Annotated in this window: 19 protein-coding genes; 13 read left to right on the top strand and 6 right to left on the bottom strand. The window is 62.5% G+C overall.

The window, feature by feature from the left end; all coding sequences use genetic code 11:
• Positions 1-35 precede the first annotated feature (35 nt).
• The 7 genes from ACT6VE_RS24130 (at position 36) to ACT6VE_RS24100 (ending at position 6,477) form a co-directional block, all read left to right on the top strand.
• Complete coding sequence (locus ACT6VE_RS24130; RefSeq protein WP_444800923.1) at positions 36-620, top strand: nicotinate-nucleotide adenylyltransferase; 585 nt, start codon at positions 36-38, stop codon at positions 618-620.
• An 89-nt stretch (positions 621-709) separates the two neighbouring features.
• Entirely contained in the window at positions 710-1,156 is a 447-nt protein-coding gene (gene rsfS / locus ACT6VE_RS24125; protein WP_444800898.1) for a ribosome silencing factor, read from the top strand.
• Positions 1,157-1,285: 129 nt separating this feature from the next.
• The gene (gene rlmH, locus ACT6VE_RS24120) at positions 1,286-1,768 is read left to right on the top strand and encodes a 23S rRNA (pseudouridine(1915)-N(3))-methyltransferase RlmH (RefSeq protein WP_444800897.1); all 483 of its coding nucleotides are present in this window, start codon (positions 1,286-1,288) and stop codon (positions 1,766-1,768) included.
• A gap of 154 nt (positions 1,769-1,922) precedes the next feature.
• Entirely contained in the window at positions 1,923-3,353 is a 1,431-nt protein-coding gene (locus ACT6VE_RS24115; RefSeq protein WP_444800896.1) for a murein hydrolase activator EnvC family protein, read from the top strand.
• On the top strand, positions 3,343-4,665 hold the full coding sequence (locus ACT6VE_RS24110) for a S41 family peptidase (protein ID WP_444800895.1): 1,323 nt from the start codon (positions 3,343-3,345) through the stop codon (positions 4,663-4,665). The genes ACT6VE_RS24115 and ACT6VE_RS24110 overlap by 11 nt, the downstream gene beginning before the upstream one ends.
• 72 nt (positions 4,666-4,737) lie before the next feature.
• Positions 4,738-5,940 (top strand): divergent polysaccharide deacetylase family protein, encoded by a 1,203-nt coding sequence (locus tag ACT6VE_RS24105; protein WP_444800894.1) that lies wholly within the window; start codon positions 4,738-4,740, stop codon positions 5,938-5,940.
• Between the two features lie 9 nt (positions 5,941-5,949).
• Entirely contained in the window at positions 5,950-6,477 is a 528-nt protein-coding gene (locus ACT6VE_RS24100) for an RNA pyrophosphohydrolase (RefSeq protein WP_444800893.1), read from the top strand.
• 52 nt (positions 6,478-6,529) lie between these two features.
• Here ACT6VE_RS24100 and ACT6VE_RS24095 read toward each other — a convergent pair whose 3' ends face one another.
• From ACT6VE_RS24095 to ACT6VE_RS24085, 3 genes are all read right to left on the bottom strand, one after another.
• On the bottom strand, positions 6,530-9,502 hold the full coding sequence (locus ACT6VE_RS24095; RefSeq protein ID WP_444800892.1) for a calcium-binding protein: 2,973 nt from the start codon (positions 9,500-9,502) through the stop codon (positions 6,530-6,532).
• Positions 9,503-9,847: 345 nt separating this feature from the next.
• Positions 9,848-10,333, bottom strand: a complete 486-nt coding sequence (gene bfr, locus ACT6VE_RS24090) for a bacterioferritin (RefSeq protein ID WP_069060575.1) — start codon at positions 10,331-10,333, stop codon at positions 9,848-9,850.
• Positions 10,299-10,652, bottom strand: a complete 354-nt coding sequence (locus ACT6VE_RS24085; protein WP_444800922.1) for a (2Fe-2S)-binding protein — start codon at positions 10,650-10,652, stop codon at positions 10,299-10,301. Before ACT6VE_RS24085 ends, bfr begins: the two co-directional genes overlap by 35 nt.
• A gap of 348 nt (positions 10,653-11,000) precedes the next feature.
• Here ACT6VE_RS24085 and ACT6VE_RS24080 point away from each other — a divergent pair, with 348 nt between their 5' ends.
• Entirely contained in the window at positions 11,001-11,435 is a 435-nt protein-coding gene (locus ACT6VE_RS24080; protein ID WP_069061576.1) for a metallopeptidase family protein, read from the top strand.
• Positions 11,436-11,458: 23 nt separating this feature from the next.
• Here ACT6VE_RS24080 and ACT6VE_RS24075 read toward each other — a convergent pair whose 3' ends face one another.
• Together ACT6VE_RS24075 and ACT6VE_RS24070 are read right to left on the bottom strand one after the other, a co-directional pair.
• On the bottom strand, positions 11,459-11,665 hold the full coding sequence (locus ACT6VE_RS24075) for a DUF1737 domain-containing protein (RefSeq protein ID WP_160861334.1): 207 nt from the start codon (positions 11,663-11,665) through the stop codon (positions 11,459-11,461).
• Positions 11,662-12,573: an HpcH/HpaI aldolase/citrate lyase family protein gene (locus tag ACT6VE_RS24070; RefSeq protein WP_444800891.1), complete on the bottom strand. Its 912-nt coding sequence runs from the start codon at positions 12,571-12,573 to the stop codon at positions 11,662-11,664. Before ACT6VE_RS24070 ends, ACT6VE_RS24075 begins: the two co-directional genes overlap by 4 nt.
• Positions 12,574-12,696: 123 nt before the next feature.
• On the opposite strand from ACT6VE_RS24070, the gene ACT6VE_RS24065 reads away from it, so the two are divergent.
• From ACT6VE_RS24065 to ACT6VE_RS24045, 5 genes are all read left to right on the top strand, one after another.
• Positions 12,697-12,951, top strand: coding sequence for a hypothetical protein (locus ACT6VE_RS24065; protein ID WP_444800890.1), 255 nt, complete (start codon positions 12,697-12,699; stop codon positions 12,949-12,951).
• Positions 12,952-13,104: 153 nt separating this feature from the next.
• A complete protein-coding gene (gene leuD / locus ACT6VE_RS24060; protein ID WP_444800889.1) occupies positions 13,105-13,710 on the top strand; it encodes a 3-isopropylmalate dehydratase small subunit in 606 nt (201 codons plus the stop codon).
• Between the two features lie 4 nt (positions 13,711-13,714).
• The gene (locus tag ACT6VE_RS24055; RefSeq protein ID WP_444800888.1) at positions 13,715-14,095 is read left to right on the top strand and encodes a RidA family protein; all 381 of its coding nucleotides are present in this window, start codon (positions 13,715-13,717) and stop codon (positions 14,093-14,095) included.
• Positions 14,096-14,191: 96 nt separating this feature from the next.
• Positions 14,192-15,301: a 3-isopropylmalate dehydrogenase gene (gene leuB, locus ACT6VE_RS24050; RefSeq protein ID WP_444800887.1), complete on the top strand. Its 1,110-nt coding sequence runs from the start codon at positions 14,192-14,194 to the stop codon at positions 15,299-15,301.
• Positions 15,302-15,500: 199 nt separating this feature from the next.
• The gene (locus tag ACT6VE_RS24045) at positions 15,501-16,199 is read left to right on the top strand and encodes a phosphatase PAP2 family protein (protein WP_444800886.1); all 699 of its coding nucleotides are present in this window, start codon (positions 15,501-15,503) and stop codon (positions 16,197-16,199) included.
• A gap of 59 nt (positions 16,200-16,258) precedes the next feature.
• Here the strand turns inward: ACT6VE_RS24045 and ACT6VE_RS24040 are convergent, their stop codons facing one another.
• The gene (locus ACT6VE_RS24040; protein ID WP_444800885.1) at positions 16,259-18,148 is read right to left on the bottom strand and encodes an MFS transporter; all 1,890 of its coding nucleotides are present in this window, start codon (positions 18,146-18,148) and stop codon (positions 16,259-16,261) included.
• Positions 18,149-18,312 lie beyond the last annotated feature (164 nt).

Genomic DNA, 18,312 nt, shown 5'->3' with positions numbered 1-18,312 from the left:
TGACGTCGGACGCGGTTGCAGAACGCTATCTGAGAATGCCGCATGTTGAAAAAGGCATGACGGTCGGCCTGTTCGGGGGCTCCTTCAACCCACCGCACCAGGGCCACGCGCTGGTCGCCGAAACGGCGCTCCGCCGCCTCGGGCTCGATCAGCTCTGGTGGATGGTCACACCCGGCAATCCCCTGAAGGATCACCGCGAACTGGCGCCCCTTGCCGAGCGCCTTCGCCTGAGCGAAGCCATGGCGCCCGGCCCGCGCATCAAGGTGACCGCCTTCGAAAAGCGGCTCGGCCAGAGCTATACGGCCAAGACGCTGGAGCGCGTGCAGGCGCTGAACCGCGGCGTGCACTTCGTCTGGATCATGGGTGCGGACAACCTCAAGAATTTCCACAAGTGGCAGAACTGGCAGAAGATCGCCTGCACCTTCCCGATCGCCGTCATCGACCGGCCGGGCTCGACGCTCTCCTACCTCTCCTCGCGCATGGCAAAAACCTTCGACTATGCCCGCGTTGACGAGGAAGACGCCATGTCGCTGCCGGGGCGCCGGGCGCCAGCCTGGACCTTCATTCACGGGCCACGTTCGGGGCTGAGTTCCACGGCGTTGCGCACTGCACAAAGCTAGAGAAAACCATCCATCAGAAGTGACGTCTTGAAACTGGCCCCCATTGATGCCTACATTTAGTAGGTACCGGTCCGGTATGCCGGTACGAGATGTGCTGTCCTGGTACCCAGAAAGGAACGAACCTGACAACAGTGCACGCAAAGGGAAGCGCCAAAAGCGTTTTCTCGAAAGGCCCGGGACGTGGCGACGATGCCGCCGACCGTGCGCTTCAACTGGTCCTCGCAAGCCTCGAGGACTCGAAGGCAGAAGATATCGTCAGCATTAACATTGTCGGTAAATCGGCGCTGGGCGACTACATGGTGGTCGTGTCCGGACGCTCGAACCGTCATGTCATGGCGATTGCCGATCACCTCATTTCTGATCTCAAGGACGAAGGCCTGGGCAATGCCCGCGTCGAAGGGCTTGAGGCGGGCGATTGGGTGCTGATCGACGCGGGCGATATCATCGTTCACGTGTTCCGGCCGGAAATCCGGGAGTTCTACAACATCGAACGGATGTGGGCAGCTCCCGAGATCGAAGACGGCACCGTACACTGAGCAATTCCAGCAAAAGTGCGACGCGGTTTTGCTGCCGGAATTGCGCTTGAGTATAACGCCGGGCACCTGTCCGGTGAGAAACAGAGGTGACGCGATTTCACGCCACCATGAACGGACAGGGCTAAGGCAATGCGGGTTGGACTTTTCGCGGTGGGACGGCTGAAGGCCGGCCCTGAGAAGGATCTTGCGGCCCGCTACATAGACCGTTTCGCGAAGGCCGGTCCCGCCATCGGCCTCGAACTCGGCAAGCTTGCCGAAGTCGGCGAAAGCCGCGCCGGCAATGCAGAGACGCGCAAGCGCGAGGAAGCGGCGATGCTGGAAAAGGCGCTGCCCGACGGCGCCGTGCTGATCTTGCTCGACGAGCGCGGAAAATCGCTCGATTCGCCCGCCTTTGCCGATCTCATCGCCGGTTTTCGCGACGGCGGTAAACGTGACCTGATGATCGCGATCGGCGGCGCCGACGGGCTCGACCCGGCGCTCTACACCCGCGCCGACGCGACCCTCTGCCTCGGCAAACTCACCTGGCCGCACCAGCTCGTGCGCATTCTTCTCGCCGAACAGCTTTATCGCGCGGTGACAATCCTCTCGGGTCATCCCTATCACCGCAGCTGACGACGGCGTCATCGCCGCGCAAGCCCCAGAGTTCAGGATGGCAGAGGCCGTATTTTTGGCGCTGTTTGTTGCCCAATTGATTTCGTGATCGCGGGATTTCTTGGCGAAAGCGCCAAATCAGCTTAGAGCGGTGAGAACGGACGTTCGGGAAAAAATGAGGAAAACCGGCACAATCAACCGGGGTGAAGGGTTTGGCCGCCTGCTGCGGCCGGCTTTGCTCTCGGCTGCCCTGATGCTGGCCGTTGCACCCCATCCGATTGCCGCCGAGCCGAACGAGGCCGAGGTCACGCTCGAAAAGACAGGCTCGCTGCCCAAGGTGGAACCTGATCCGGCCGCAGCCCTGGCACTTCGCCGCGACAGCACGCGCCGGGAGCTGGAAACGCTCTCCCAGTCGATCACCGTTTCCTCGGAGAAGACGAAAGAGCTGGAAGCGGAAATCGCCACGCTCGAAAAGTCGCGGCAGAGCCTGCGCGAGGCGATCGTCAAATCCGCCGCCACGCGCAAGGACATGGAAGAGAAAATCCTCGCCGGCGAAAAACGGCTGGAAGGCATGCGCGAGCGCGAGGCCGGCGTGCGCGCCTCGCTGCACGACCGCCGCGGCCTTTTGGCCGAGGTTCTGGCCGCGCTCCAGCGCATGGGCCGCAACCCGCCGCCAGCGCTTCTCGTGACACCGGAGGATGCGCTTTCCTCGGTGCGCAGCGCCATTCTGCTCGGCGCCGTCGTGCCCGGCATCCGCAAGGAAACCGATTCTCTTGTCGATGACCTTGCCGAATTGATGGACATCAAGAGCGACATCGACCAGGAAAAAACCGAGCTGAGCGACGCCATGCGGGTGCGGATCGAGGAAGAAAAGCGCTCGCAATTGCTGGTGGCCCAGAACGAGGCCCTGGCGGAAACCAACAACCGCACGCTCGCCGCCGAACGCCGCCGCGCCGGAGAGCTCGCAGCCCGTGCCACCAGCCTCGAAGGCCTGATCGGCAGCCTGGAGCGCGACATCGGTTCGGTGCGCGATGCGGCAGCCCTCGCGCGCTCCAAGGAAGAGGAACTGCGCAACCTGAGCGCGGCGGAGCGGGACAAGGCGAGGGCGATCGCGCGCGATGCGGTGCCCGACAAAAACCGCATTGCTCCGGCATACGAATTCTCCGAACTGCAGGCAAAACTCGATTATCCCGTGGCAGGCGACGTTCTGCGCCGATTTGGCGAAGCGGACGGCACCGGCCATGATTCGCAGGGGCTGACGCTGGCCGCCAATCCGGGCGCGCTGGTCACGGCACCATCGGATGGCTGGATCGTCTTTGCCGGCACGTTCCGCAGTTACGGGCGCATGATCATCCTGAATGCAGGGGCGGGCTACCATCTCGTTCTCTCCGGCATGGACCGGGTGAACGTGCGAGAGGGTCAATTCGTCGTGGCGGGAGAACCGCTTGCCGTGATGGGTGAAAAAAGGATCGCAAGTGTCAACGCTTTGACGCTGGAAACAGACAAGCCGACACTTTACATTGAATTCCGAAAGAACGGAAAACCGGTTGATTCCCGGCCGTGGTGGTCCGCAAAATATGCTGGAAAGGCACGCAATGATACGTAGGGCTTCTCTTGTTCTCGTCGGTGCACTCATGGGTGCGACGGCCATGAGCGTCATCAACACGGCAACATTGCCCGCCGAAGCCGCCGGGTCTTCGACCTATCGCGAGCTTTCCATCTTCGGTGACGTCTTCGAGCGCGTGCGCGCCCAGTACGTGACGCCGCCGAAGGAAGACCAGCTGATCGAGAATGCCATCAACGGCATGCTCACCTCGCTCGACCCGCATTCGTCCTACATGAATGCCAAGGACGCCGAGGACATGCGCACCCAGACGCGCGGTGAATTCGGCGGTCTCGGCATCGAAGTCACGATGGAAGACGAGCTCGTCAAGGTCATCACGCCGATCGACGATACGCCGGCCTCCCGCGCGGGCGTTCTTGCCGGCGACTTCATCGCGAAGATCGACGGTGCGGATGTGCGCGGCCTGAAGCTGGAAGAAGCGGTCGAGAAGATGCGCGGCGCCGTCAACACGCCGATCAAGCTGACGCTGATCCGCAAGGGCGCCGACAAGCCGATCGAACTGACGATCATGCGCGACATCATCGCCGTCCGGGCCGTAAAATCCCGCGTCGAGGGCGATGTCGGTTACCTGCGCGTCATCTCGTTCACGGAAAAGACCTATGACGACCTCGAAGCCGCGATCGAGAAGATCAAGGAAGAGGTTCCGGCCGACAAGCTGAAGGGCTACGTGCTCGACCTGCGCCTCAATCCGGGTGGCCTGCTCGACCAGGCGATCAACGTCTCCGACGCCTTCCTGGAACGCGGCGAAGTCGTTTCGACCCGCGGCCGCAACGAGGACGAAACCCGCCGCTTCAATGCGACGCCGGGCGACATCACCGATGGCAAGCCGGTCATCGTCATGGTCAATGGCGGTTCGGCCTCGGCCTCGGAAATCGTCGCTGGTGCGCTTCAGGATCTGCGCCGTGCCACCGTGCTCGGCACGCGGTCCTTCGGCAAGGGCTCGGTGCAGACCATCATCCCGATGGGCGACGCCGGTGCGCTGCGCCTGACGACGGCGCTCTACTACACGCCGTCGGGCAAATCGATCCAGGGCACCGGTATCACGCCGGACGTCACGGTCGAGCAGCCGCTGCCACCTGAATTGCAGGGCAAGCTGGAAGCCGCCGGCGAATCGAACCTGCGCGGCCATATCCAGGGCCAGAGCGAGACGGATTCCGGTTCGGGTTCGTCCGCCTACGTGCCGCCGGAAGCCAAGGACGACCTGCAGCTTCAGTACGCGCTGGAACTGCTGCGCGGCCAGAAGACCGATCCGTCCTTCCCGGCCAATCCGGAAAAGGCCGAGCTGAAGAAGTAAGATGCATTCGCAGGGCCCGCCGCAGCGCGGGCCCTGTTTTCCTCCGCACCTTCCGGCCAGCGCGGACTGACCTTGGGCACAGACATTCACGCACCTCTCGGCCAGGACCGCAAGGCAAGGCCAGGACCGGCAGGACCTTCACGGTTCTCCGCCGGCAATGTCGTGTTTGCCGTTGCCATCGTGGGCCTCCTCGGCTTTTCCGGCTGGACATCGCTGGCGCCGAACGGGCTGCGCACCGCGCCCCTTACAACCCCCGTTGAAGAAGCCGCATCCCAGACGGCGACCGACACCAAGGCCGACCAGAAGACGGCCGATGCCAAGGACGGCGTGCGCAGGGCCAATGGCCTGTCCGGCGCGCAGGTCGAGGAAACGTTGACCGACGATGGCAACATCGTGCGCAAGTATTCGCCGGGTACACGCGACGGCGATGGCCCGCTGATCATCGAAGCCAATCGTATCGGCCAGGACGCGCGCACGGCCGCCTTCCCGAACGACGACCTGCTCGAAGACACGTCCGACGGCAAGATCCCGATCATCGGTCTCGACGGCACCCGACCGATGGACCAATACGCCCGGCCGTGGTCCGGTGCGCGCGGCACGCGCATCGCCATCGTCGTGGGTGGGCTCGGCCTCAGCCAGACGGGCACCCAGCGCGCCATCCGCCAGCTGCCGGGAGAGGTGACGCTCGCCTTCGCGGCAAGCGGCAACAGCCTGTCGCGCTGGATGCAGGAGGCGCGTCGCAAGGGTCACGAAATCCTGCTGCAAGTGCCGCTGGAGCCCTTCGATTATCCGCAGAACGATCCGGGCCTCTACACGCTGCGCACCGATCTCAGCGAGACCAAGAATCTCGCCGAACTGCACCGCGCCATGGCGCAGGTCACCAATTATACCGGCATCGTCAACTTCATGGGCGGCCGCTTCCTGTCGGATGCGGATGCGCTGGAACCGATCGTCCGCGACGTCTCGAACCGCGGCCTCGTCTTCCTCGACGACGGCAGCTCGGCGCAGTCGCTTTCGGGTACGATCGCCGGCGCGGTCGAGGCACCCCATGCCTTTGCCGACCTCCAGCTCGACGCCGATCTTTCACGCGACGCGGTGCTGAAGAAGCTCGACGAGCTGGAACGCATCGCACGGCGCAACGGCACCGCAATCGGCATGGCGTCAGCCTTCGACGAAAGTGTGGACGCCATTCGCGAATGGTGCGAGGAAGCTGGCGGTCGCGGCATCGAGATCGTCGGTGTCGCGTCGCTCGCAGCCGTTCCCGCCAAACGATAGGAATTTTCGATGGGCAAGGACAAACACAAGGTGGTTCGGGCCGAGGACCTGCCTTACCGCCCCTGCGTCGGCATCATGGTGCTGAACGCGGATAACAAGGTCTGGGCCGGCCGGCGGATCCCCGTCGGCAATTCCGAATATGATGGTTCGCCGCAGCTCTGGCAGATGCCGCAGGGCGGCATCGACGAGGACGAGGACCCGCTGGCGGCCGCCTATCGCGAACTCCATGAAGAAACCGGCATGAAGAGCGTGTCGCTCCTCGCCGACGCCGGCCGCTGGATCAACTACGACCTGCCGGCACAGTTGATCGGCATCGGCCTCAAGGGCAAGTTCCGCGGCCAGACCCAGCGCTGGTACGCCTTCCGCTTCGAAGGCGAGGAAAGCGAAATCGCCATCAACCCGCCGCCCGGCGGCCACGAGGCGGAATTCGACGCCTGGGGCTGGAAACCGATGCGAGAACTTCCGGAGCTGATCGTGCCCTTCAAGCGCCAGGTTTACGAGGAAGTCGTCGCGGCCTTCGCGCACCTCGCCCCCTGACGGCAAAATCCTCCCCGGCAAGCCGGGGAGGGGTCTTTCTTCGCAAGAGGGATCAGAGGAACCCGAAGTCGCTGGTGGTCAGCGTCTTGACGCCTTGTAGCGTCGCGACGAGCTCCAGATCGGCCTCGCTGCCCTTGCCGTCCGCATCGAACCAGAGGCGGCCATTGTCGCTTTCGAACAGGAACGTCCCCTTCGTGCTGGTGGCAACCGGATCGGCGCCGACCACCAGCGTCACGACCGCATCACCGCTCGCAACGCCATAGTCGCTACGATCGATCATCAGCTTGTCCTGACCGCGGGTGAAGTCGGTGATGACGTCACCCTCGCCATCCCGGCCCGCGAGGTTGAAGACGAACTGGTCGTTGCCGGTGCCGCCGGTCAGCCAGTCATCGCCCGCCCCGCCAACGAGAACGTCGTTGCCGGCACGCCCCTGCAACACGTCGTCGGCATCATTGCCATAGAGCGTGTTGTTGCTGGCATCGCCACGGATGTCGTCGTCAGCGCTGCTGCCGTGGATGATCTCGAAGCCCTTGACGGTGAGACCAAGCGCGAGGCCCTTGTTCTTCGCCTGGGTTTCGAGATCGAGGACCACCGAAGTCGGGCCGTCGTCGAACATCAGTGTATCGATGCCCGAGCCACCATCGAAGACGTCCTTGCCGGTGAACGCGGTGCGCACCAGCACATCGTTGCCGGCATCGCCGAACAGCTGGTCGCTGCCCGCACCGTCTTCCAGGGTGTCATTGCCGCCTGCACCGCGCAGAATGTCGTTGCCGGCATTGCCCTCAAGCCTGTCGGCAAGCGCGCCGCCGGTCACCGTGTCCTTGCCCTTGCTGCCATCGTAATTCAGCGCCTCGAAGGCGTTGAAGCTGGTCGTGCTGTCGACCGTCACCTTGCCCGTCGAGAAGGTGAAGGTGATGTCCTTCGTCTGCTCCGCGACGTCCAGATTGAGGGTGTCGGTGCCCTCACCGCCATCCGCAAGGTCGCCGATGCCGGCACCGACCGTATCGTTGCCCTTCTCGCCATAGAGCTTGTCGCGACCACCGGTCTTGTTGAGGCCATCGCCATAGAGCGTGTCGTTGCCATCGCCGCCGCGAAGCGTGTCGGTGCCGGCATCGCCGGAGAGATAGTCGTTGCCCGCGCCGCCGGTGAGCGTGTCGGTGCCCGCGCCGCCCCGCAGATCATCGTTCAGCGAACCGCCAGTGAACGTGTCATTGCCGGTACCGCCGATGAGCGCGACCCGCTCGACATTCTTGACAGTGACCGGCGCCCCGGTGACCGTGACATTCGGCGACAGGTTGAAGACGATCCCCGTGGAGTACTTGCTGAAGTCGATGGAAGCCGAGTCCGTGCCCGTGCCCCCATCGAGCGTCAGCTTACCGGTCGAGGCCGTGCGGTAGAAGCTGTCATTGCCGATGCCGAGATCGACGGTGTTGTGACCGACGGCCTTGGCACTGTCACCGACATACACGACGTCATTGCCATCGCCGGCGCTGATCGTGTTGGTGCCACCCTGGTCATACAGCGTATCGCTGCCGCCACCGGAGGTCAGCTTGTCATTGCCTTCACCGCCGTCGAGCGTATCGGCACCGGCCGTGCCGATCAGCGTGTCATTGCCGGCAAAACCGAGGAACTGCACGGCTGAAGCAGACCCCACGGATTTCACGACGTCGTTGCCCGATCCGAAGGCCACTTCGATAACCTCGAAGTTTTTCAGCGTCGTGCCATCGCTGATCTTCGCGGCGGCACCCGTCGCCTCGAAGGTCAGGCCGGTCGTCGTCGACCGACGATCGACGGAGACATAGTCGAAATCGGCGCCGCCATCCGCCTTGTCCGCGCCGCCTTCGCCGAGTTCCACCACGTCATTGCCGGCGCCGGCATTGACCGTGTCCTTTCCGGCAGCGGTGTCGATGACGTCGTTGCCGGCACCCGTGGTGATCACATTGGTGCCCGAACCGGTGGCCGTGATCGTGTAGTGCTCGAAGCCCTTGATGGTCGTGCCGCCGGCAAGGGTATTGACCACGGTCGCCGCCTTGGCCGTGAAGTTGCCGGTGAACGCCTCGATCACCAGGCGGTCGCTGCCGCTGGCATCGGTGATCGTGTCCTTGCCCTCGCCATAGGTGTAGGTGATCGTGTCGTTCCCGCTGCCACCTTCGATAATGTCGTTGCCAATGCTGCCGTCGAGGTCGTCATCACCGGTGCCGCCGTTCACCGTGTCGTTGCCCTCTCCGCCATCGATGATGTCGTTGCCGGCATCGCCATAAAGCTTGTCGTTGCCGTCATTGCCAAGGATGAAGTCGAATGCGTCACCGCCGGAGGCGATGTCATTGCCCGCACCACCATAGATTACGTCTACACCCTGCTCGCCATACAGCTTGTCGTCACCGGCGCCGCCATCGACGAAGTCTGTGCCATAGCCGCCTCGGATCGTGTCGTTACCATCCTCGCCAGACAGCATGTCCAACAGGCCGCGGCCCCCGGACAGGGTGTCATCGCCACGGCCGCCCCTCAGCGTGTCGGAATAGTTGCCGCCCGTGATGCGATCGTTGAGATTGGTGCCGGTAATGTCGAAACTCTCGACATTCAGCGCACGGACATTGCCGGTCAGCGTTTGCGGCGAAATCCAGTCTCCGATGGTGATGTTGAGGGCCGTCGCCTGATCGGAATAGTCAATGCTCATCTTGTCGGTGCCCGAGCCACCGTCGAGCACGTCGCCGGACGCGGTAGCGAGCTTGCCGACCATCAGCGTGTCACGCCCCGAACCGCCATAGTACTTGTCCGCTCCGGCACCACCCTCGATCATGTCGCTGCCACTGTCGCCGTAGAGCGTATCCTTGCCCTCGTCGCCCGTGATCATGTCGTCCTGGAACGAGCCGTTGACCGTATCATCGCCTTCGCCGGCCATGATCGAGTCCTTGCCCATGCCGCCATTGACCTTGTCGGCGCCACCAAGCGCCATGATGAAATCATCCTCGAGATCGCTGCCGAGCAAAGTGTCGACGCCATCCGTACCAATTATTGTACCCATTCGGGTCTCCTCATCGTGCGTTCTGGACATGCGCCGGCCGCCCGCGGCCCCGCTGGGAGACCACGATGGAAAGTGCGAAGGTCCTGGAAGGAAGTGCTTCAAGCCGGGACCGGCTTCGTCCGTTCAATCGAACGCCGCGGACTGCGTGCGTTCTGCCGCTATATTCGGCAAAAAAAGGCGGGTCCCTGTTCCCTTGGAAACTGACAGCGGGAAATCGGCCACACGCGGGAGAGGGTCTGTTACCGAGGTTACAGGAGTTGGATGAGCGGGCCAGAAACGAAAAATCCCCGGACAAGCCGGGGATTTTCAGATGTCTTTGCTGGCTCGCTCCGAAGAGGCCGTATGTTACTCGGCTTCGTTAGCCGGTGCGGCGTTGAGCTGGCCGTACTTTTCCGCGCCGAGCTTGCCGAGAAGCTCAAGCTGGGTCTCGAGGAAGTCGATATGGCCTTCCTCGTCGATCAAAAGCTCTTCGAAGAGCTTCATGGTGACGTAGTCACCGGCATCATGACAGATGTCGCGCGACTTCTTGTAGGCCTTGCGGGCATCGTATTCGCCGGCGAGGTCGGCTTCCAGCACTTCCTTGACGTTCTGGCCGATGCGAAGCGGCGCGACGGTCTGGAGGTTCGGGTGGCCTTCGAGGAAGATGATGCGCGCGACGAGCTTGTCGGCGTGCTGCATCTCTTCGATGGACTCGGCACGCTCCTTCTTGGCGAGAAGCGTGTAACCCCAGTCCTCGAGAAGGCGGTAGTGGAGCCAGTACTGGTTGACAGCACCCAGCTCGAGATGGAGCGCTTCGTTAAGCTGCTCGATGACTTTTTTGTCGCCTTTCAAGGTCCGCTCTCCTGTTTTCTTCATGGAATTGTTTGAGGCGGGTCATGAAATCAAATATCTCGTCGTCCGTCGAGTGGCGGCCGGCGTGGTACTGTTCGGTTGTGCGGACGATGATGTCTACCACATTCGGAAAACAGCCGCAGCAACGGCCGCGCTTCTGCATCGCGTGATAGACTTTTGCGGGCACGATGAGCTGCCAACAGTCCTCGTCGAGGAGGCTGTTGATCACGTCAACAATGTCCGTATCGGTGATGAAGTTGCAGCTGCAAACCAGCATTTCGTCCTGCCTGCCATACGCAAAGTACTGAGTTTCCGGCATTAAGCAAAAGAGGACATTGGCTGTCAAGAATGAACAGGTCAGTCTTGTTGACCCACTAATTTAGAGTCATTCTAATCTTGACTAGAAATATCGCCTTTTCATATGGTTAGGCTTTTGCGGCCTGGTGAAAATCAGGAGCCCGGTGCGGCAAATCGAGTGATCACGATTTGTTGCAAAAGTGGCTTTTGGCGGCGTCTTTTCAGAAACCCGACCTTTCGGCGCCCGTCGGCGTAAAAATCGGTTCGCCGCGCAAACCGCTCTATTTACGCATGCGATGCAGGCAGGGCATGCAAATTCAATCCTCGAAAAGCGCTGGAAATCGTCTATATGACGGTCAAAGGAGAGCCCATGGCCCGCATTGACCAGACCGACGATTGGCGGACGCGCCATGCCCCAACGATCAGCGCGTTCGAATCGCTGGCGCTGGAGGCCTATGGCCATCTGCCGGAAGAATTCCGGGCACTCACCGGCAACCTCATCATCGAGATCGCCGAGTTCCCGAGCGACGACGTCTTTGAAGACATGGCGCTGGAAACACCGTTCGACCTGCTCGGCCTGTTCGAGGGCCGCGGCATCAGCGAACGTTTCACTGTCGAGACCGGCGAAATGCCGAACCGCATCACCCTCTACCGCCGCCCGATCCTCGATTACTGGGCGGAGAACGAGGAGACGCTGGGCGACATCATCACCCATGTGCTCATCCACGAGATCGGCCACCATTTCGGTCTGTCCGACGACGATATGGAGCGTATCGAGGCGAGCGCCGAGATTGCGGCGGGGTAAGCCGCCGCAATCTGTTTTCAGGCTTACTGCTCGGAAAGCTTGATGTCCGGCGTGTATTCCTTGCCCGGAACGTCCTTCACCACCGCCTGGCCGCATTGCATGATCTTGGCGTCGGCATTGTAGGCGTAGGTCGGCGAGCCATGCAGCTCCCAGCCCTTGTTCAGCGCCAGCGTCACCTTGTGACAGAACGAGGCATCGTCGGGAGCGGTCAGGAGTCGGTAGACTTTCATGCGTTTCTCTTTCTCTCGTTGATCAGGTCGACCCTGGCGAGCAGACGCCCGGCCTGGTCGGCGTGGAGCTTTTCGACCATGCGGCCGCGCAGATCAATGACGGCCTTGCCGGCATTTTCAGGTGCCGCGAAGGCGGCGACGATGGCGAGTGCTTCCGCGGCCTCGCCCTCCGTGACGCCAAAGGCCTCGTTGGCAATGGCAATCTGGGCGGGGTGAATCAGCATCTTGCCATCGAAACCCATCTGGCGTCCCTGCAGGCATTCTGCTTCGAGGCCGTCCGTATCCGAAAAATCGTTGAACACGGCGTCGATGACGTCAAGTCCCGAGGCCCGCGCCGCCACGACGACCTGAAGCAACAGGGGAACGAGGTAGGGACGGCCCGGAATATCGGCAATGCCGGTTTCCTTGCGCAGGTCGTTGAGGCCGACGACCAGGCAATCGAGCCGCCCGCCATGGGTGCGGCCCGTCTCGGCAATGGCCGCAAGGTTGAGCAGCCCGGCTGCCGTCTCGATCATCGCCCAGAGCCGTGGGCCGTCATCCGCCCCCGCCTCGGAAAGCCAGTCGGCAACCGTGAGGATGTCCTGCGGCTCCGACACTTTCGGCAACAGCACCGCATCCGGCATGCAGTCCAGCACCGCTTCGAGGTCCAGGGCGCCGTCCGGCCCGTCGAGCGAATTGATCCGGATGACATGCTCGCAACCGGAAGTCCGGTCGAGCCCCTTGAAGTGTTCGATGAGGGCCGCGCGCGCATCCGCCTTCTTCTCCGGCAGGACCGAATCTTCCAGATCGAAGATGATCGCATCGCAATCGAGCACGGCGGATTTGGCGAGCGCCCTCGGATTTGCGGCGGGAACGCTCAGCACCGAGCGGCGCAGGCGAAGCGGATGGTGGTGCGGGGTTCTGTTCATCCGTCCTTTTTGCCGCGCTTTGTCGCAGCCGGCAAGCACTACAGCGCCACGAATCCGGCGAGTTCGGCCTTGCAATGGACAAAATCCACCCCCACATTGAAGTCTAGAGAAAGGGCAAAATCCATGCAGCGCATACGCTCCATCGTCTTCACAGTCCTCGCCACGCTCATCGCAGGCGCGACCTTCCTGTTCGCCGCCTCCGTCGGCCTTGCCATCGCCGGCATCGTCGCCGTGCTGATGCTGGGCTCGATGCTCGCCGGCAAACTCCAGCCTGTCCCGGTCCGGGCAAAGGCCCGCGCGCGCAACAATCGCACGGCCCCCGGCCAGCGCGAGCCGCGCATCTGGAACGACGGTCGCGGCACGATCATCGATCTCTAACCGTATCCCTCTTCTGAAAGGGACCCCGGGCGCAGACCGCGCCCGGCTTTTGCGTTTGCCGGCCGGATTTCCCGAAGATTCTCCTTCAAATTCCGGGAAAACTGATCTAAACGCTGGACCGAACCGACATCACCGACTTTCGAGGGTTTTCGTATGGACAAGTTCGTCAAGCTGACCGGCGTCGCCGCGCCGCTTCCCGTCGTCAATATCGACACGGACATGATCATTCCGAAGGACTACCTGAAGACCATCAAGCGCACCGGTCTCGGCGCAGGCCTCTTCGCCGAAGCGCGTTTTCATGAAGACGGCAGCGTCAACGAAGACTTCGTGCTGAACAAGCCCGCCTACCAGAACGCCACGATCCTGGTTGCCGGCGACAATTTCGGCTGCGGCTCCTCGCGCGAACACGCGCCATGGGCGCTGCTCGACTTCGGCATCCGCTGCGTTATCTCCACCAGCTTCGCCGACATTTTCTACAACAACTGTTTCAAGAACGGCATCCTGCCGATCGTCGTCAGCCAGGATGACCTCGACAAGCTGATGGACGATGCCAGCCGCGGCTCCAACGCCATCCTGACCGTCGACCTGGAAACCCAGGAGATCACCGGTCCCGACGGCGGCCGCATCACCTTCGAGATCGACGCCTTCCGTCGCCACTGCCTGCTGAACGGCCTCGACGACATCGGCCTGACGCTGGAAAAGGTCACATCGATCGACAGCTTCGAAAAGCAGAACGCTTCGATCCGTCCTTGGGCTTGAGGCCATGCGCCGGCTGATCTCGTCCGGTTCTCCCTTCGAACTGAAGGCGGGTTATTCGCGCGCTGTTGTTCAGGGTGACTGGTGTTTCGTTTCCGGCACGACCGGTTACGACTACGCGACGATGACAATGCCCGAGAGCGTCGAAGAGCAGACACGTCGCTGCCTCGCCACCATCGGCGAGGTTCTGGAGGAGGCCGGCTTCTCCTTTGCCGACGTCGTGCGCTGCCATTATTACATCACCGAAGCCGCCTTCGCCGACCGCGTCTTTCCGATCCTCGGCGAGACCTTCGGCAAGATCCGCCCCGCCGCTGCCATGGTCGTCTGCGACCTCATCCGGCCGGAAATGCTGATCGAGATCGAAGTGACGGCCCTGCGCCAAAGCTGAATCACTCGCGCAAAAATCTTTCGTCCCGGCGATTTTCCTTGAACGGAAGTTGCGCTAAGAAGCGCGCGACCAATCCGTGACATCAAGGAAATTGCCATGACAGCGCGCACCCTTCTCCTCCTGCCCGGCGACGGCATCGGCCCGGAAGCCATGGCGGAAGTCCGCAAGATCATCGCCTACATGAACGCCGAGCTCGGCACGGGCTTTGAAACCGACGAAGGCCTCGTCGGCGGCTCGGCCTATGACGCCCATGGCGCGGCGATCTCGGAAGGCGATATGGAGAAGGCGCTTGCGGCCGATGCCGTGCTGTTCGGCGCCGTCGGCGGCCCGAAATGGGATGCCGTTCCTTACGAAGTCCGCCCGGAAGCCGGCCTGCTGCGCCTGCGCAAGGACCTCAAGCTGTTTGCAAACCTGCGCCCGGCCATCTGCTATCCGGCACTCGCCAACGCCTCCTCGCTGAAGCCCGAGCTGGTGGAAGGCCTCGACATCCTCATCGTGCGCGAGCTGACGGGCGGCGTCTATTTCGGCGAGCCGAAGGAAATCATCGACCTCGGCAACGGCCAGAAGCGCGGCATCGACACGCAGGTCTACGATACCTACGAGATCGAGCGCATTGCCGGCGTCGCCTTCGAACTGGCCCGCACGCGCGGCAACCGCGTCTGCTCGATGGAAAAGCGCAACGTCATGAAGTCCGGCGTTCTGTGGAACCAGGTCGTGACGGAAACGCACAAGCGCGCCTATTCCGACGTGCAGCTCGATCACATGCTGGCCGACGCCGGTGGCATGCAGCTGGTTCGTGCGCCAAAACAGTTCGATGTCATCGTGACCGACAACCTGTTCGGCGACATGCTCTCCGACGTCGCCGCCATGCTGACCGGCTCGCTCGGCATGCTGCCGTCCGCCTCGCTCGGCGCACCGGATGCCAAGGGCCAGCGCAAGGCGCTCTACGAGCCCGTGCACGGCTCGGCGCCGGACATTGCCGGCAAGGGCATTGCCAATCCGATCGCCATGATCGCCTCCTTCGCCATGTGCCTGCGCTACTCGTTCAACATGGTCACGGAAGCCGATAACCTGGAAAAGGCGATCGCCGACGTGCTCGACAGCGGTGTGCGCACCGGCGACATCATGTCCGAAGGCAGCCGCCAGGTCGGCACCACGGAAATGGGCGACGCGATCCTCGCCGCGTTCAAGAAGCTCTCGGCCTGAGCTTAAAAACCCCTCTTCCGGCCCTACGGACCACCTTCTCCCCCAGCGGGGAGAAGGTGCCGGCAGGCGGACGAGGGGGAATATCGAGATAGGAAAAGGCTCCCGGGACAAACGCTCCGGGAGCCTTTTTCGTTTCCGCTCACTTGAAATGACAGCGGTCGCCAACACATGGGAAGCACGCTGTTTTCGAAGGATCCTCATGAACCGACCGCTCGCCACCTCCACACTCTGGATCCTCGCTGCCACCGTCGTGCTCGTCGTGGCCCTCATTCCGTTCGATCCTGTGCTCTCGCAGCGCGCGCAGGGTCTGCCCGGCGCAATCGTCACCTTCAACAAGCGGATTACCGATTTCGGCACCTTCAGCTGGATGATCTACGGTTTCGGCTTCGTCATCATCCTCGCCTATATCGTCCGCCGGGTGAGCAGCAACGAAACGGTGACGGGCAAAGCGAGAACCGCGCGCCGATTGTCGCTCTATTTTTTGCTGACGGTCGGCGCGACGAGCGCCCTCGTGCATCTCTTCAAACTGATTATAGGGCGGGCCCGGCCGGAGCTTTTTGCCGACCACGGCGCCTATAGCCTGACGCCCTTTGCCTATGACGACCTCTATTCCAGCTTTCCGTCCGGCCATTCGGCGGCCGTCGGCGCCTTCTTCGGCGCCTTTTCCATGCTGGTGCCGCGGCTGCGGCCGCTCTTCCTGATCGGCGCGCTGATGATCGGCGTCTCGCGCGTCATCGTCGGCGCGCATTATCCGAGCGACGTGGCGGCGGGCCTGCTGCTCGGCCTCTGGACGGCCGTTGCCACAGCCTTCTTCTTCGCCCGCAAGGAATGGCTTTTCCGTTTCAACGAAAAGGGCTGGCCGCTGCCAAAGGCGCTGCTGCCGCCGAAAACCCAATGAAAAACCCGGCCCGTGTTGCCACGAGCCGGGTTGCCATGAACTCATCGGAAGGGGGGAGATCAATCCATGGCGTGGATGTCGCGGTCCTTGGTTTCCGGCAGGAACAGGAGACCGATGACCAGCGTGATGCCGGCAAACACGATCGGGTACCAGAGGCCGAAGTAGATATCGCCCTGGGCCGCGCTCATCGCGAAAGCCATTGCCGGGAGCAGACCGCCGAACCAGCCGTTGCCGATATGGTAGGGCAGCGACATGCCGGTGTAGCGGATGCGGGTCGGGAAGAGTTCGACCAGCAGGGCGGCGATCGGGCCGTAGACCATGGTGACGTAGATCACGAGGACCGTCAGCACCGCGATGATCGTGGTCCAGTTCACGTTCGCAGGATCAGCGACCATGGTGAAGGGGCCGCCGCCGGCAATCGTGTAGACCGGCATGTCGGTGACACCAGTGGCTTCATCGGCCGTCAGCAGCTTGGCCTTGATGAGGTCGGCTGCCGGCATGTTTGCCTTTTCGCCGGCACGGATGGCCGTCGCATCGAGGGCGAGTTCCGGGTTAGCGGCGACGAAGGCATCGAGCTTGGCTTCCGGAACCTTGGCGGCACCGCGAACCAGCGGATAGCCGCCGTCATGAAGCGCCATGTTGGTCTGCTTCTGGAAGGCAGCGTCGAGAGCCTTGGCCTGGTCGCCTGCGGCGATGGCGTCGTAGCTGTTGATCGTCTGCTCACCGATCTTCACCGTCGCAGCCGTGCCGGCAGCCGCCGTGGTGACGACATCATAGGGCACCGAGTTGCGGGTCAGGAACGACGTTGCGATATCGCATGAAGTGGTGAACTTCGCGGTCCCCGTCGGGTTGAACTGGAACCTGCAGTCGCCCGGAGCGGCGGTAACCGTCGCGCGGATCGTAGCCTGTGCCTGTGCAAGTGCCGGGTTGCCGGCCCAGGTCAGAGCCTTGAACAGCGGGAAGTAGGTCAGCATGGCAAGCAGCAGGCCGGCCATGATGATCGGCTTGCGGCCGATCTTGTCGGACAGCCAGCCGAAGAAGACGAAGAAGCCGGTGCCGAGCAACAGCGAGCAGGCGACCATGATATTCGCCGACTGGCCGTCGACCTTCAGCACGCCGGTCAGGAAGAACAGCGCGTAGAACTGGCCGGAATACCAGACGACGGCCTGGCCGACGACGGCGCCGAACAGCGCGAGCAGCGCGATCTTGGCATTGCGCCACTGGCCGAAGGCTTCGCTCAGCGGTGCCTTGGAGCCCTTGCCCTCTTCCTTCATTTTCGCGAAGGCCGGCGATTCGTTCATCTTCAGACGGATCCAGACGGAGACGCCGAGCAGAATGGCCGAGAGCAGGAACGGAATGCGCCAGCCCCATTCGGCAAAGGCTTCCTTGCCGAGAATGTACTGCACCAAAAGGATGACCACCAGCGACAGGAACAGGCCGAGCGTCGCCGTCGTCTGGATCCACGAGGTGAAGTAACCGCGCCGGCCGTTCGGAGCGTGCTCGGCGACATAAGTCGCGGCACCGCCGTATTCGCCGCCGAGCGCGAGGCCCTGCAGCATGCGCAGCAAGACCAGGATGATCGGAGCGGCAATGCCGATGGTGGCAGCACCGGGCAGCAGGCCGACGACGAAGGTCGAAACGCCCATGATGAGAATGGTGACGAGGAAGGTGTATTTGCGGCCGACGAGGTCGCCGAGGCGGCCGAACACCAGCGCGCCGAACGGACGCACAAGGAAGCCCGCAGCAAAGGCCAGCAGCGCAAAGATGTTGCGCGTCGTTTCCGGATACTGGCTGAAGAAGGTGGCGCCGATATAGATCGCCAGCGAGCCGTAAAGATAGAAATCATACCATTCGAAAACAGTGCCGAGCGAAGAGGCGAAGATCACCTTCTTCTGCTCGCCGGTCATCGGCGCCGCCTTGGCGTTGCCCACCGTCGAAACATTAGCCATTTGTTTGTCCTCCACAAAAACGGCGTGTCGGGGCAGCCCATAGGGGTTCGGAGTTTCTCCCAAAAAACGCCGGACGGGGTGCGCCTGATCAAAGGATGGCAGAAAACGGACTGTGATATCAGCGCTGCTTTGGGCTTATGACTTTCGGCCTACGACTTAAGTCG

It is taken from the genome of Shinella sp. (assembly GCF_052438155.1).
In the GTDB taxonomy this organism is placed as follows: domain Bacteria; phylum Pseudomonadota; class Alphaproteobacteria; order Rhizobiales; family Rhizobiaceae; genus Shinella.
This window is presented reverse-complemented; position numbering and strand designations above follow the sequence as displayed.

What these genes read in the sequence shown, in the direction of transcription:
- ACT6VE_RS24130 (WP_444800923.1), top strand. Translation starts at nt 36, where the DNA reads ATGCCGCATGTTGAAAAAGGCATGACGGTCGGCCTGTTCGGGGGCTCC.
- rsfS (WP_444800898.1), top strand. Translation starts at nt 710, where the DNA reads ATGTGCTGTCCTGGTACCCAGAAAGGAACGAACCTGACAACAGTGCAC.
- rlmH (WP_444800897.1), top strand. Translation starts at nt 1,286, where the DNA reads ATGCGGGTTGGACTTTTCGCGGTGGGACGGCTGAAGGCCGGCCCTGAG.
- ACT6VE_RS24115 (WP_444800896.1), top strand. Translation starts at nt 1,923, where the DNA reads ATGAGGAAAACCGGCACAATCAACCGGGGTGAAGGGTTTGGCCGCCTG.
- ACT6VE_RS24110 (WP_444800895.1), top strand. Translation starts at nt 3,343, where the DNA reads ATGATACGTAGGGCTTCTCTTGTTCTCGTCGGTGCACTCATGGGTGCG.
- ACT6VE_RS24100 (WP_444800893.1), top strand. Translation starts at nt 5,950, where the DNA reads ATGGGCAAGGACAAACACAAGGTGGTTCGGGCCGAGGACCTGCCTTAC.
- ACT6VE_RS24095 (WP_444800892.1), bottom strand. Translation starts at nt 9,502, where the DNA reads ATGGGTACAATAATTGGTACGGATGGCGTCGACACTTTGCTCGGCAGC.
- ACT6VE_RS24085 (WP_444800922.1), bottom strand. Translation starts at nt 10,652, where the DNA reads ATGCCGGAAACTCAGTACTTTGCGTATGGCAGGCAGGACGAAATGCTG.
- ACT6VE_RS24080 (WP_069061576.1), top strand. Translation starts at nt 11,001, where the DNA reads ATGGCCCGCATTGACCAGACCGACGATTGGCGGACGCGCCATGCCCCA.
- ACT6VE_RS24075 (WP_160861334.1), bottom strand. Translation starts at nt 11,665, where the DNA reads ATGAAAGTCTACCGACTCCTGACCGCTCCCGACGATGCCTCGTTCTGT.
- ACT6VE_RS24070 (WP_444800891.1), bottom strand. Translation starts at nt 12,573, where the DNA reads ATGAACAGAACCCCGCACCACCATCCGCTTCGCCTGCGCCGCTCGGTG.
- ACT6VE_RS24065 (WP_444800890.1), top strand. Translation starts at nt 12,697, where the DNA reads ATGCAGCGCATACGCTCCATCGTCTTCACAGTCCTCGCCACGCTCATC.
- leuD (WP_444800889.1), top strand. Translation starts at nt 13,105, where the DNA reads ATGGACAAGTTCGTCAAGCTGACCGGCGTCGCCGCGCCGCTTCCCGTC.
- ACT6VE_RS24055 (WP_444800888.1), top strand. Translation starts at nt 13,715, where the DNA reads ATGCGCCGGCTGATCTCGTCCGGTTCTCCCTTCGAACTGAAGGCGGGT.
- leuB (WP_444800887.1), top strand. Translation starts at nt 14,192, where the DNA reads ATGACAGCGCGCACCCTTCTCCTCCTGCCCGGCGACGGCATCGGCCCG.
- ACT6VE_RS24045 (WP_444800886.1), top strand. Translation starts at nt 15,501, where the DNA reads ATGAACCGACCGCTCGCCACCTCCACACTCTGGATCCTCGCTGCCACC.
- ACT6VE_RS24040 (WP_444800885.1), bottom strand. Translation starts at nt 18,148, where the DNA reads ATGGCTAATGTTTCGACGGTGGGCAACGCCAAGGCGGCGCCGATGACC.